Below are 13,785 nucleotides of genomic sequence, written 5' to 3'. Positions count from 1 at the left end.
TAATACCAAATAGTCACTCGTTGTCCATTCCTGTCAGCTGCAGCCCATGAAAAAAACCCTCCCTTCCGCGGCGCCCGCGCGCGGCCCGGCCGAGCACGACGTGCGGGATCAGATCGTGGCCGCCGCCACCGAGCACTTCAGCCGGTACGGCTATGAAAAGACGACCGTGTCCGACCTGGCGAAGGCGATCGGCTTCTCGAAGGCCTATATCTACAAGTTCTTCGAGTCGAAACAGGCGATCGGCGAAATGATCTGCGCGAACTGCCTGCGCGAGATCGAGACGGACGTGCGCGCGGCCGTCGCCGACGCCGAGCGGCCGACCGAAAAGCTGCGACGGATGTTCAAGGTCTTCACCGAAGCGAGCCTGCGGCTGTTTTTCCGCGACCGCAAGCTGTACGACATCGCCGCATCGGCCGCCACCGGGAACTGGCAGTCGGTGCAGGCCTACGAAGCGCGCGTGCAGAACCTGCTGCAGGACGTGCTGCAGGAAGGCCGGCAAAGCGGCGAGTTCGAGCGCAAGACGCCACTGGACGAGACCGCGACGGCGATCTACCTGGTGATGCGACCGTACCTTAATCCGCTGCTGCTGCAGTACAACCTCGACACGACCGACGCCGCGCCCGCCCAATTGTCGAGCCTCGTGCTGCGCAGCCTCGCGCCGTGAACCGGCCCAGTTGTGACCATTGACTATTTTAGTCACTAGAACCACAATGAAAGCCCCGATCACTTCGTCAGTGGGTCTTTCATGGTCCGGCGTCGCCCCCTTCTTCTCTTCGCAGTTGCTTCCGCACTGCCCGTCGCGCTAGCCGCCTGCAGCGGAAAAGCGCCTTCCGATCCACGCACGGAAGCGCCGCTCGTGCGTACCGCCATCGTGCAGGCGGCGGTCCCCGCGTCGCACGCATTTACCGGCACCGTCGCCGCACGCGTGCAGAGCGACCTCGGGTTTCGGGTGTCCGGCAAGGTGCTGGCGCGCCTCGTCGATACCGGGCAAACCGTCCGGCGCGGCCAGCCGCTGATGCGGATCGATCCCGTCGACCTCAAGCTCGCGGCGCGCGCACGCGACGAGGCCGTGGCCGCCGCACGGGCACGCGCGCGCCAGACCGCCGAGGATGAAACCCGCTATCGCGACCTGCGCGGCACCGGCGCGATATCGGCATCGGCCTACGACCAGATCAAGGCAGCGGCCGATGCCGCGAAAGCGCAGTTGAGCGCCGCCGAGGCCGATGCCGACGTCGCGCGCAATGCGACCGGCTATGCGGAACTCATCGCGGACGGCGACGGCGTCGTGATGGAAACGCTCGCGGAACCGGGCCAGGTCGTCAGCGCCGGCCAGCCGGTGGTGCGGCTCGCGCACGCCGGCAGCCGGGAAGCCATGATCCAGCTGCCGGAAACCCTGCGCCCCGCGGCCGGGTCAGTCGCACAGGCCGAGCTGTTCGGCAAGCAGGGCGTAAGCGTCCCCGCGACGCTGCGCCAGCTCTCCGATACCGCGGATCCGAGAACGCGCACGTTCGAAGCCCGCTACGTGCTGCAGGGCGCGCTGGCCAACGCACCGCTGGGCGCAACCGTCACGGTCCGCATCCCGGACGATGCGCGCGCGGCACCGCAACATGGCGTGCAGGTGCCAATCGGCGCGCTGCTGGACACGGGCAACGGGCCCGGCGTGTGGGTCGTCGCGGGCGACCCCGCCAAGGTGGGATGGCGGCCGGTCACGGTCGAGCATCTGGGCGACGACAGCGCGCGCGTGTCCGGCACACTTCGGCAAGGCGACCGGGTCGTCGCGCTCGGCGCCCAGTTGCTGCGCGACGGCGAAGCGGTTCGCGTATCCCCGCAGGCCGCCACGGTCGCGAGCGAAGGAGCACGGCCGTGAGCGAGCGTCGCTTCAACCTGTCGGCACTTGCCGTGCGCGAGCGCGCGATCACGCTGTTCCTGATCTGCCTGATCTCGCTCGCGGGACTCGTGTCGTTCTTCAAGCTGGGCCGCGCGGAAGACCCGGCATTCACGATCAAGGTGATGACGATCGTCACCGCATGGCCGGGTGCTACCGCGCAGGAAATGCACGATCAGGTTGCCGAAAAGATCGAGAAGCGCATGCAGGAGCTGCGCTGGTACGACCGCACCGAAACCTATACGCGCCCCGGCCTCGCGATCACGACGCTGACACTGCTCGACAGCACGCCGCCGTCCGACGTTCAGGAGCAGTTCTATCAGGCGCGCAAGAAGATCGGCGACGTGGCGAACGATCTGCCGTCCGGCGTGATCGGGCCGATGGTCAACGACGAATACGCGGACGTCACGTTCGCGCTGTTCGCGTTGAAGGCCAAGGGCGAACCGCAGCGCCTGCTGGTGCGCGACGCCGAGGCGTTGCGCCAGCGGCTGCTGCACGTGGCGGGCGTGAAGAAAGTCGACATCATCGGCGAGCAACCGGAGCGCATCTACGTGCAGCTGTCGCACGACCGGCTCGCGACGCTCGGCGTGAGCCCGCAGGACGTGTTCGCCGCGCTCAACGGCCAGAACGCGCTGACGCCGGCGGGTTCCGTCGAAACCCGCGGGCCGGAGGTGTTCATCCGGCTGGACGGCGCCTTCGACAAACTGCAGAAGATTCGCGACACGCCGGTCGTCGCTCAGGGTCGCACCTTGAAGCTGTCCGACATTGCCACCGTCGAGCGCGGTTATGAGGATCCGGCGACGTTCATGATCCGCAACAACGGCGAACCCGCGCTGCTGCTGGGTATCGTGATGCGCGACGGCTGGAACGGGCTCGATCTCGGCAAGGCCCTGGACAGCGAAGTCGGCGCGATCAATCGAGCGTTGCCGCTCGGCATGAGCCTCACCAAGGTGACCGATCAGGCCGTAAACATCAGTTCGGCCGTCGACGAGTTCATGGTCAAGTTCTTCGCTGCGCTGCTGGTCGTCATGCTCGTGAGTTTCGTCAGCATGGGCTGGCGCGTGGGGCTGGTGGTCGCCGCGGCCGTGCCGCTGACGCTGGCCGTGGTGTTCGTCGTGATGGCCGCGACCGGCAAGAACTTCGATCGCATCACGCTCGGCTCGCTGATCCTCGCGCTCGGCCTGCTCGTCGACGACGCGATCATCGCGATCGAAATGATGGTCGTGAAGATGGAGGAAGGCTACGGCCGCGTGGCCGCGTCGGCTTATGCGTGGAGCCATACGGCCGCGCCGATGCTGGCCGGCACGCTCGTGACCGCGGTCGGTTTCATGCCGAACGGCTTCGCACGCTCAACCGCCGGCGAATACACCAGCAACATGTTCTGGATCGTCGGGATCGCGCTGATCGCATCGTGGGTCGTCGCGGTGGTGTTCACGCCGTACCTCGGCGTGAAGATGCTGCCCGAGTTCAGGAAGGTCGAAGGCGGCCACGACGCGCTGTACGATACCCCGCGCTACAACCGCTTCCGTCAGGTACTGGCGCGTGTCATCGCACGCAAATGGCTCGTCGCGGGGTCGGTCGTCGGCCTGTTCGTGCTCGCGATCCTCGGGATGGCGATCGTCAAGAAGCAGTTCTTTCCAATCTCCGATCGCCCCGAGGTGCTGATCGAGGTGCAGATGCCGTACGGCACGTCGATTTCGCAAACGAGCGCCGCGACGTCGAAGGTCGAAGCGTGGCTCGCGAAGCAGAAGGAAGCGCGCATCGTCACCGCGTATGTCGGCCAGGGTGCGCCGCGCTTCTATCTGGCGATGGGGCCGGAGCTGCCCGATCCGTCGTTCGCGAAGATCGTGGTGCGCACGGACAGCCAGGACGAGCGTGACGCGTTGAAGGCGCGGCTGCGGCGAGCCGTCGCCGACGGCCTTGCGCCCGAAGCACGCGTGCGTGTGACGCAACTCGTGTTCGGCCCGTATTCGCCGTTCCCGGTCGCGTATCGCGTCACCGGCCCCGATCCCGACACGCTGCGCGGCATCGCGGCCGAGGTACGGCACGTGATGACCGCCAGCCCGATGATGCGCACGGTCAATGCCGACTGGGGCACGCGCGCGCCGACGCTGCACTTCACGCTGCAGCAGGATCGCCTGCAGGCGGTCGGGCTGACGTCTAGCGCGGTTGCGCAGCAGCTGCAGTTCCTGCTGACCGGGGTACCCGTCACCGCGGTGCGCGAGGACATCCGGACCGTGCAGGTGATCGCGCGTTCGGGCGGCGAGGCGCGGCTCGACCCCGCACGGCTCGACGACTTCACGCTCGCCGGCGCGAACGGGCAGCGCATTCCGCTGTCGCAGGTCGGCAAGGTCGACGTGCGGATGGAGGAACCGATCATGCGCTGGCGCGATCGCGTGCCGACGATCACGGTGCGCGGCGACATCGCCGACGGCTTGCAGCCGCCGGACGTATCGGCCGCGATCACGAAGCAGCTTCAGCCGATCATGGCGAGGTTGCCGAGCGGCTACAGGATCGAGGAAGCGGGCTCCATCGAGGAATCCGGCAAGGCGACGAAGGCGATGCTGCCGCTGTTCCCGATCATGCTGGCGATCACGCTCGTCATCATCATCTTCCAGGTGCGCTCGATCTCCGCGATGGTGATGGTGTTCATGACAAGCCCGCTCGGGCTGATCGGCGTGGTGCCGACACTGATCCTGTTCCGGCAGCCGTTCGGCATCAATGCGCTGGTCGGCCTCATCGCGCTGTCGGGCATCCTGATGCGCAACACGCTGATCCTGATCGGGCAGATCCACCAGAACGAACTGGCGGGGCTGGATCCGTTCCATGCAGTCGTCGAAGCGACCGTGCAGCGAGCGCGCCCGGTGATCCTTACCGCGATGGCGGCCGTGCTCGCGTTCATTCCGCTCACGCATTCGGTGTTCTGGGGCACGCTCGCGTACACGCTGATCGGCGGCACGTTCGCCGGGACGATCCTCACGCTTGTATTCCTGCCGGCGATGTACGCGATCTGGTACAGGATCCGGCCCGGCCATTCCGCCGGTGCACGCCACGGCCGGCATGCGCCGGCATCGCCTGCCGAGCCTGCGCTTCAGCCCGCGCTGGACACGCGCGATTGACATCCCCATTCACCATATCGAAGGAAACAGCCATGTCGAACTCCACAGTTGTCGTCGTGACCGGCGTGTCGTCGGGCATCGGGCGCGCCGCAGCAGAACAATTCGCAAAACGCGGATGCCGCGTGTTCGGCACCGTGCGCAGCGTCGCGCGAACGGCGCCCGTCGCCGGCGTCGAGCTGGTCGAGATGGACGTGCGTGACGACGCGTCTGTTCGATCGGGTATGCAAACGATCGTCGATCGCGCCGCGCGTATCGACGTGCTCGTCAACAATGCGGGCATGAGCCTGATCGGCGCGGTGGAGGAAACCTCGGTGGACGAAGCGGCGGCCTTGTTCGACACCAACGTATTCGGCATCCTGCGTACGACCCATGCGGCACTTCCGCACATGCGCGCGCAACGGCGCGGCCGGATCGTCAATGTCAGCTCGGTGCTCGGCTTCCTGCCGGCGCCCTATATGGGACTCTATTCTGCATCCAAGCATGCGGTGGAGGGTTTGACCGAATCGCTGGATCACGAACTGCGCCAGTTCGGCATTCGCGCGACGCTGGTCGAACCATCGTTTACGCGGACCAACCTGGAGGTCAATGCCCCGCAGGCAAGCGCGCCGATCGCCGATTACGACCGCGAGCGAACGCTTGCGTCGCGCGCCGTCGTCGACAGCGTGAAAGCCGCGCCGCACCCCGAGGGGGTGGCCGCCACCATCGTCGACGCGGCGCTCGGCGCATGGCGGATGCGCAGCACGCCGAACGGCGAGGCGTCGCTGTTGCGCAAGTTGCGTCGCTTCATGCCGGCCGGCCCGGTCGATTCGAGCCTGCGGAAAAAATTCCGGATCGCGTGACACGGTCGGAAACGAAATGGCCTTGAACACGAGCCGCCGGGTTGCTGCCGGCTCGATCGTCGCCGTGGCTCAGGCACCTGCTCCTTTACCTTCGTCAAGAAACTAACGATGCCCCGAACGCCCATTGAAATCGCTGAAACGTTCTTTGCCCATTGGACCACCTGACCGTAGCCCACAAATATTGCCGTGCCGCAGCATGCTTTATCCCGTTGCCGCAGACTTTGTTGTACGCCCATACCGCGTCGGGCTGCCACTCGTTCGACTGGTGTAAACGTTTATGCGCATAAACTAAAATTTCTTATATTTCTAATAGGCGCAACACGAGGCGGCGGACGTTAACGACATTTTTACGCGGCCGCCCAATCTCTTTAGGTCGCGCGATCCGGCGGCGCACTACGCTGGGAACATCTCGACTACGGGGCATTTTCCATGCTCAAACTGCTGGTTCCGGTCGGACATTCGCCTCGCTCGCTGCAGGCGGTTCGCCACGCGACCTTCCTGTATCGCGAACGCTGCGCATCCGAGATCGTGCTGATCAACGTGCAGGCGCCGCTCGAGGCGACGCGGCTCGAGGCGTTTCACCCGCTGTCGAGGCTTCAGTCGATCGAAGACAAGTTCGCGTGCGACGACCTGGCGATGGCGGAGCGGGTGTTGCGGGAAGCCGGTGTCCGGTACAGCATCTTGAAGAAGGTCGGGCCGGTGGCCGACACGATCGCGGCCGTCGCGGCCGAGACCGGCTGCGACGAAATCGTCGTCGTCGCGCCGCGGCAGGATCCGTTTCACGCGATGCTGTCGATGTTCCGTCGCAGCGTGATGGATCGGCTCGTGCGGATCTCGAATGTGCCGGTGACGGCAGTGCGATGAACGGTGCGGCGCTTACTTGATGACCTTGCGCCAGAACACCAGATAGGTCGCGGCGGAAGACGCAATCAGCAGAATGGCCCACATCGGCGCGAGACTGATCAGCACGGAAGAGACGTTAAGCATTTGGATTCCTCACTATTTCGACAGCGATGTTCGGCACGTGCCTGTTGCGTTCGGATCCGCTGCGCCCATCGCTTGCGCGCATTGCGTTCCGTTGAAACATGCATTGATGCTATCGCTTTGAGTGCCGGCGCGACCGTCTCGCCCTGCCCGTACCCTGACATTCGTCAAACTCGCGTCAATCGCGCGCCGGTGCGGCCGGCCACTGCCCCTTCCGCGTTCGCGCGGCACAAGAACGGGACGCAATTACAACAGGCATGTCGCCGTTTCAGCAGACGTTTACCGGGGGAAGCCCCAAGTGCTTCACGAAACGTGTCCGCGTTACGCTTCGGCAACGAGGAGACGAATCATGAGACGAGTGGTACACATCGCGTTTTTCGCGCTGCTGGCCTACCTGATCGGCGATCGGGCGCTGCTGCACGCGCAAGGCCGCGACGCCAGCCCGATGGCGTGTTCGCAGGGTGCCGAGCAGGTGAAATACGATGCGCTCAGTCGCGGCTTCGGCAACGCGGCCGCCAGCAGCCAGAGCGAGGCGTTCATGTCCGGCTGCCTGGTGACCGGGCGCAGCAATCGGGATGTTGCAATGACTGACCGTTGACGCCGAACGGGCGCCGCCGGACCGGTTGCGCTCATGGCGCGCCCCTGACCCGGAGACGGTCACACCCGGGGCTTTCCGTCTTTTGCATTCCGCACCGCCGGCACTGACGTGCCGCCGACAGCCGACGACACGCCGCCAATCCGGCGCGCGATGCAACCGTCGAGCGGCCGACACGGCACGTCTGGCACGCCCAGTCGCCCGCGCCGACGCGTATCGCCGCTGCTGCGCCCTTCGCGCCGCGGACCGGCCGCCCTCGTTCGCGAGCACCCGGTCCGTTTTCTCCCGCAGCCCCGCTTCCCGCGCCTCGGCCAAGCCGGTTTTCTGCTGCGCCGCGCTCGGCGTTCGACACGCATCAGCCGACCGGCGCCGCCCGTCCCATGGCCCGGGCACGCCGATTGCGACTCGGTTGCCCCCTTCCCACGGGCCGCCGACATGAACGACAACGAGTCCCTCGATACCGCGCAGCCTCGTCCGCGCGCGGTAACGTGGCTCCGGCGCCTCGGGCCGGGCCTCGTCACCGGTGCCGCCGACGACGATCCGTCAGGCATCGGAACCTATTCGCAGGCGGGTGCGCAGTTCGGATTCGAACTGCTCTGGTCGCTGCTGCTGACCTATCCGCTGATGACGGCGATCCAGCTGGTCAGCGCGCGCATCGGCCGCGTGACGGGCAAGGGCCTCGCGTCGAACATACGCGCGCACTACCCGTCATGGCTGCTCTACAGCGCAGTGGCATTGCTGTTGATCGCGAACGTGATCAACATCGCGGCCGACCTGTCGGCGATGGGCGCAGCGGTCAATCTTCTGCTGCACGGCCCTCAGGAACTCTATGTCGTCTGTCTGGGCGGCGTGTCGGCAGTGCTGCAGATTTTCGTGCCGTACGACCGCTATGCGCGCCTGCTCAAATGGATCGCGCTGGTCCTGCTCGCGTATGTCGCGGTGGCGCTCATCGTGCCCGTCCATTGGGGCGAGGTCGGCCGCGCGATCGTGTGGCCGCATATCCAGCTGACCGCCGCCTACCTGACCACGGTCATCGCCGTGCTCGGCACCACGATCAGCCCTTATCTGTTTTTCTGGCAGGCGTCGCAGGAAGTCGAGGAACTGCATGCGAAGCCGAACGAGCACGCGTTGCGGCGCGCACCTCGTCAGGCACCCGCGCAGTTGCGACGAATCAACTTCGATACCTGGGTCGGCATGGGCGTATCGAACGTCATTGCGTTCTTCATCACGCTGACCGCAGCGGCCACGCTCAACATGCACCACATCGAAGTGAAGACGTCCGCCGATGCCGCGCGCGCGCTCGAGCCCATTGCCGGGCACTTCGCGTACATGCTGTTTGCGCTCGGGATCGTCGGCACCGGCCTGCTGGCGTTGCCGGTGCTCGCCGGATCGGCCGCCTATGCGGCCTCGGGCAGCTTTCGCTGGCGCAACAGCCTCGCGCTTCGGCTCGGTGTCGCGCCCGAATTCTATGCGGTGATCGCCTTGGCGATCGTGGGCGGCGTCGCGATCACGTTCATGCATTTCGACCCGATCCGCGCGCTCTACTGGAGTGCGGTCATCAACGGCGTGACCGCGGTTCCGATCATGATCGTGATGATGCTGATGGCCGGCAGCCGACGCATCATGGGCAAGTTCGCCGTGACGGGCGCGCTGGCGTGGGGCGGCTGGGCCGCGACGGTCGCGATGGCGATCGCGGCGATGGGGGTGTTCGTGCCGGGGTAAGCCGCATCGGTCACCTGCGCCAGACCGTGCGCACGATCAGCCTGACTCCGGACGAATCACCAGCTCGTTGAACCCGGTCCCTGCATCGGGTTCACGGGAGAAACGATGTGCGGGCAACAGCACGAGCAGGATCTCGGCCGTCGTCCGCACCACGCAACCGCTCGCGACGTGTCCGCCCGACACGCGGCCGTTCGCATCGGACACCGACATATGAAGGTGCGCGCCGTCCGGCGAGACGGAACCGGCCAGCGTCAGGATCTCGAGGTCGCCGCGCAGTTCGGTCGGCGCGTCGACACCGGCAAAGCGCAACTGCGCGACGGTCAGGCTGCCGATCCCCTGGATCACGAATGCCGCGTGCGCGTCGAGCCGGCACAATGCCTGCTCGATCGATGCGCGCAGATCGTCGCCGGGGGAAAGACGCAAAGGATGGTCTTGCATGGTCGATAACCTGCTGGTGGGCCGGGGTGTCGACAAAGCGTACGTTCGACCGGGCCATCCGGCAAGCCGCCTGCCGGATCGCGCACCGCGCCTGCGTCACGGCAACGCGCGGCACGCACATCGCCGGCCGCGGTCGCGCATTCGTTGTCGTTGCGATTCCCGTTGTCGTTCTCGTTGCCGGCGTCCGCACAGTCGATGCCCCAGTCGCCGTATCGACACCAGTCGTCGCCGAGCAGTTCGCTCGGGTGCTGCGTGCGGCTCGAGCCGTTGCCGCACCGCATCGCATGCGTCGGGCAGTAGTTGTCGCATCCCCAGCAAATCCGCTCCGGATGCCCAGGATGCAGCGGAAATGTCTTGGCCATCGTTCGTCATCCTCCCGGTATCGTTGCGTTCGCTACCGTTCGACTCTACGTCCACCGCGAAACGATGCCGATGCGACATTCGTTCGCACCGGACGCACCGCACTACCCGCGCCGCTCGCTCGCGAGCGCCGAACGCGATCGCCGGAAAACAACAAGGCCCGGACGATGTCCGGGCCTTCCACGTCAGCCGTTGCTGCCAGCCGCGCTTACGCTTCGAGCGCCTCCAGCACCTTGCCTTTCGTCTCGATCCCGACGAAGTGCACGGTCACCGCCGCGATCAGCGGCACGATGCCGATCAGGTAGAACGCCGGCGCGAGGCTGCCGCCGATGATCGCGTGCGGCACGATCATCGGCGCCGCGAACGACGCGATCTTCAGCCACGCGCTGCCGAGCCCGCAGCCCGACGCACGGATGCTCGTCGGATACTGCTCCGGCGTATAGACGTACGCGGTGATGAAGCCCGATGCCATCAGCCCCAGCGACAGCGAGCAGAACACCGCGACGACATACACCGACGATGCGTGATAGAGGCCCGCGAACGCCAACGACAGCGCGCACAGCACGAACGACCACACGATCACCGGCTTGCGTCCGAGCTTGTCGACGAGCAGCGCCGACGCAAGCGACCCGAGCACGCCCATCACCGAGCCGATCACCGCGAGATTCAGCGCGAGTTGCAACGGCGCGTGATAGAAGTTCTTGTAGATCGTCGGCAGCCACGTGGACAGCCCGTACTGGATAAACCCGCAGGTCGCCCAGAGCGTCGCCACGGCAAGCGTGCGCTTGCGATACGCGGCGCTGAACAGGTCGCTCATCCGGCGCTTCGGGTGTTGGCGCACCATCTCGTCGTACGCGGCCACCTGCGTGACCGGCGGCAGTTCGCCGCGCACCGACGATTCGAACACACCGACCGCGCGCCCGGCTTCGGGGAGGCGCCCGCGCGATGCGAGCCAGCGCGGCGATTCCGGCACGAGATGCGTGAGCACCAGCGCGAGGATCAACGGCAGCCCGCCGACGAAGTACATGATCTCCCAGCCGAACCGCGGCACGAGCCATGCGCCCAGCGCCATCGACACCAGCAAACCGATCGGAAACACGATTTCATACAACAGCACGAAGCGGCCGCGACCGTGCGCACGCGTGATTTCGTTGATGTACGTGGCCGCGACCGGCAGTTCGCCGCCGAGACCGAGCCCCTGCAAAATCCGCAGCAGCACGAATATCTCGAACGTCGGCGCGAAGCCGCACGCGATGCTCGTGATGCCGATCACGGCCGAACTCCACGCGATCGCCTTCACGCGGCCATGCTTTTCCGCGAGCGCGGGAAACAGGAACGCACCGATCAGCTGGCCGATCGCGCCGGACGCGATCAGCATGCCGATCTGCGTCGGCGACAGCCCCCACTTGTGAATCAGCAGCGGCAGCGTCGCCGCGATCGTGATCACGTCGAAGCCGTCGAAGAACGTGGCGGTGCCGATCAGCACGCGCGCACGGATCTGCATCGCGTTGGCCGGGAGCCGCTCGAGCCGCGCGATGATCGCGCCGGGCGTGGAGGCGGCAGCTTCCATCGTGGCCCTGCCGGCCACGACGTTGTCGAAAGTGCTCATGCGGGGTGTCTCCTGGATCGTTCGCCGGTCAGGCAAGCGGTTTGGTCGTGTCCGCCAGGGCTTCCGTATCCACTGCCCGGCCCTGGTTCATCCACTTGCGTGCGAGCTTGAGCTCACGTGCGTTGTTGACGGCGATGACACCTCTCACATGCCCATCGCCTACGAAAAATAGCGTCGCGCGGCGCGCGGCGAGATCGCCGCGCACGACGAGCTGCGCATCGGCCGGCAGATCGCCGAGGATCTGCAGGTTCACGTCGTACTGATCGGACCAGAACCACGGAATCTCCGCGTACGGCTCGCGCACGCCGAGCACGGCCTTCGCTGCCGCGATCGCCTGGTTCTGCGCGTTCGCCCACGATTCGAGCCGCACGCGCCGCTTCAGCCAGCCGTTGTGATGGTTCGCGACGTCGCCGCACGCGAAGATCGCCGGGTCGCTGGTCGCACCGAATTCGTCGACCACGATGCCGTCGTCGATCGCCAGGCCCGCGTCGCTCGCCAGCGTCGCGTTCAGCGCAAGGCCGATGCCGGCCACCGCGAAATCGGCGTCGATCGTCGTGCCGTCGGCGAGCGTCGCGCGCACCTTCGACGCGTCGTCCGGTTGCGCGTCGAGCGATGCGAGCGCCGCGCCGAGACGCACGTCGACACCGTTCGCGCGATGCAGGTCGAGCAGGAAGTCCGACACGATCTGCGGCACCGAACGCCCGCACAGACGCGGAGCGCCTTCGACGACGACCGCTTCGACGCCGAGCTTGCGTGCGGTCGCAGCGACTTCGAGGCCGATCCAGCCGCCGCCGATCACGAGCACGCGCCGGCTCGCACGCAGCTTTTCGCCGAGCGCGGCCGCTTCGTCGAGCGTGCGCAGGTAGTGCAGGTTCGGCGTCCTGACGATTGCATCAGGCAAGCGACGCGACGTGCCGCCAGTGGCGATCACGAGACGGTCGTATTCGATCTCGAGCCCGCTTTCGGTCTTCACCACGCGGCGCGCACGGTCGATCGACACCGCGCGTTCCGGCTGCCACGCCTCGACGTTCAGCGCGTCGAATTCGTCGGGACGCACGACGCGCACCGTTTCGATGTCGGCATCGCCGGCCAGCACGGCTTTCGACAGCGGCGGGCGTTCGTACGGCAGGTGCGGCTCGTCGGCGATCATCACGAGGCGGCCCGCGAACCCTTCCGCGCGCAGCGTCTTCAGCACCCAGCCGGCGGCCTGGCCGCCGCCGATCACGACGACCGTGCCGGGCACGGCCGACGCCTGCGAGTTCGCTTCGGTCATGATTTGCGCTCCGTCATGAACTTGCCTTCCGGCGCCTTCGCGTTCTTCTGCCGGCGCGTGTTGCCGTCGAGGCCGCCGTCGACGGCCCATTCGGCGAACACGGTCGGGCCAGGTTCGAATTCGCGCGGCTGCCACTCGGGCGTCAGCACGTCTTCGTCCGCGTAGTACTCGATCAGCGCGCCGGCCGGGTTCTGGAAGTACCAGAAATACGCGGACGACACCGGATGACGGCCCGGGCCGAGTTGCGTTTCCCAGCCGCAGCGGTCGATGTGCATGCCGCCGCCGAACACTTCGTGGATGTCCCGCACGGTGAACGCGACGTGGTTCAGGCCGCGCTTGCCGTTCGGCAACGCGAGCAGGAACAGGTCGTGGTGGCCGCCATGCGGCGCGCAACGCATGAACGCGCCGCGGCCCGGATAGCGATCCGACGTCTCGAAGCCGAGCAGCTCGTGATAGAACGTTTCCTGCGCGTCGAGGCAGTTCGTGAAGAACACCACGTGGCCGACCTCGACCGGTTCCGCGCGCGGATAGATCGGGCTCGGCTGGTCGACGCGCAGCGTCTGGCCCCACACGTTCGACGGCGAGCCGGTGATGTCGAGTTCGCGCTTGCGCGTGACTTCGACGCGAATCGCCATGCCGTTCGGATCGATGCAACCCACCGCGTCGTCGTGCGCGTAATAGCCTGGCTGGCCAGCCAGTTTCGTGCGCAGCGTGTCGAGTTCCAGCTTCGTCGCGACACCCCACGTCACCTCGCGCAGCGTCGGACCCGCCTCGAACGCCGGCGGCAGCGACGGATCGTCGGCCTTGGCGACCAGCACGGTGCAGCCGTTCAGCGTTTCGAAACGTGCGCGCGTGTCGTCGTGCGCGACTTCCTTCAGCCCCCAGTCGGCGAAAAAGCGCCGGCACGTCGCGAGGTCGTCGACACCGTACGTGATCTGCTCGATACCCAAGATGCTCATTG

Annotated in this window: 11 protein-coding genes and 1 pseudogene; 7 read left to right on the top strand and 5 right to left on the bottom strand. The window is 66.4% G+C overall.

The window, feature by feature from the left end; genetic code table 11:
* Window positions 1-46: 46 nt before the first annotated feature.
* From DIE11_RS29920 to DIE11_RS29890, 7 genes are all read left to right on the top strand, one after another.
* The gene (locus DIE11_RS29920; RefSeq protein WP_124629003.1) at window positions 47-664 is read left to right on the top strand and encodes a TetR/AcrR family transcriptional regulator; all 618 of its coding nucleotides are present in this window, start codon (window positions 47-49) and stop codon (window positions 662-664) included.
* An 81-nt stretch (window positions 665-745) separates the two neighbouring features.
* Window positions 746-1,867: an efflux RND transporter periplasmic adaptor subunit gene (locus DIE11_RS29915; RefSeq protein ID WP_124629001.1), complete on the top strand. Its 1,122-nt coding sequence runs from the start codon at window positions 746-748 to the stop codon at window positions 1,865-1,867.
* A complete protein-coding gene (locus DIE11_RS29910; RefSeq protein ID WP_124628999.1) occupies window positions 1,864-5,004 on the top strand; it encodes an efflux RND transporter permease subunit in 3,141 nt (1,046 codons plus the stop codon). The genes DIE11_RS29915 and DIE11_RS29910 overlap by 4 nt, the downstream gene beginning before the upstream one ends.
* A 32-nt stretch (window positions 5,005-5,036) precedes the next feature.
* Window positions 5,037-5,843, top strand: coding sequence for an oxidoreductase (locus DIE11_RS29905; RefSeq protein ID WP_124628997.1), 807 nt, complete (start codon window positions 5,037-5,039; stop codon window positions 5,841-5,843).
* A gap of 429 nt (window positions 5,844-6,272) precedes the next feature.
* The gene (locus DIE11_RS29900; protein WP_124628995.1) at window positions 6,273-6,707 is read left to right on the top strand and encodes a universal stress protein; all 435 of its coding nucleotides are present in this window, start codon (window positions 6,273-6,275) and stop codon (window positions 6,705-6,707) included.
* A gap of 469 nt (window positions 6,708-7,176) precedes the next feature.
* On the top strand, window positions 7,177-7,425 hold the full coding sequence (locus DIE11_RS29895; RefSeq protein ID WP_059608455.1) for a hypothetical protein: 249 nt from the start codon (window positions 7,177-7,179) through the stop codon (window positions 7,423-7,425).
* A gap of 432 nt (window positions 7,426-7,857) precedes the next feature.
* Window positions 7,858-9,144, top strand: a complete 1,287-nt coding sequence (locus DIE11_RS29890; protein ID WP_124628993.1) for an NRAMP family divalent metal transporter — start codon at window positions 7,858-7,860, stop codon at window positions 9,142-9,144.
* 36 nt (window positions 9,145-9,180) lie between these two features.
* On the opposite strand, the gene DIE11_RS29885 is transcribed toward DIE11_RS29890, so the two are convergent.
* The 5 genes and pseudogenes from DIE11_RS29885 to DIE11_RS29865 form a co-directional block, all read right to left on the bottom strand.
* A complete protein-coding gene (locus DIE11_RS29885; protein ID WP_124628991.1) occupies window positions 9,181-9,582 on the bottom strand; it encodes a PPC domain-containing DNA-binding protein in 402 nt (133 codons plus the stop codon).
* A 179-nt stretch (window positions 9,583-9,761) separates the two neighbouring features.
* Window positions 9,762-9,944 (bottom strand): annotated as a pseudogene (locus tag DIE11_RS29880) (DUF3079 domain-containing protein); the annotation flags it as partial.
* A gap of 206 nt (window positions 9,945-10,150) precedes the next feature.
* Entirely contained in the window at window positions 10,151-11,551 is a 1,401-nt protein-coding gene (locus tag DIE11_RS29875; protein WP_124628989.1) for an MFS transporter, read from the bottom strand.
* A gap of 28 nt (window positions 11,552-11,579) precedes the next feature.
* On the bottom strand, window positions 11,580-12,824 hold the full coding sequence (locus DIE11_RS29870) for an NAD(P)/FAD-dependent oxidoreductase (RefSeq protein WP_124628987.1): 1,245 nt from the start codon (window positions 12,822-12,824) through the stop codon (window positions 11,580-11,582).
* The gene (locus DIE11_RS29865; RefSeq protein WP_124628984.1) at window positions 12,821-13,783 is read right to left on the bottom strand and encodes a VOC family protein; all 963 of its coding nucleotides are present in this window, start codon (window positions 13,781-13,783) and stop codon (window positions 12,821-12,823) included. The genes DIE11_RS29870 and DIE11_RS29865 overlap by 4 nt, the downstream gene beginning before the upstream one ends.
* Window positions 13,784-13,785: the final 2 nt, after the last annotated feature.

This window comes from Burkholderia sp. Bp9012 (assembly GCF_003853825.1).
GTDB lineage: Bacteria > Pseudomonadota > Gammaproteobacteria > Burkholderiales > Burkholderiaceae > Burkholderia > Burkholderia diffusa.
This window is presented reverse-complemented; position numbering and strand designations above follow the sequence as displayed.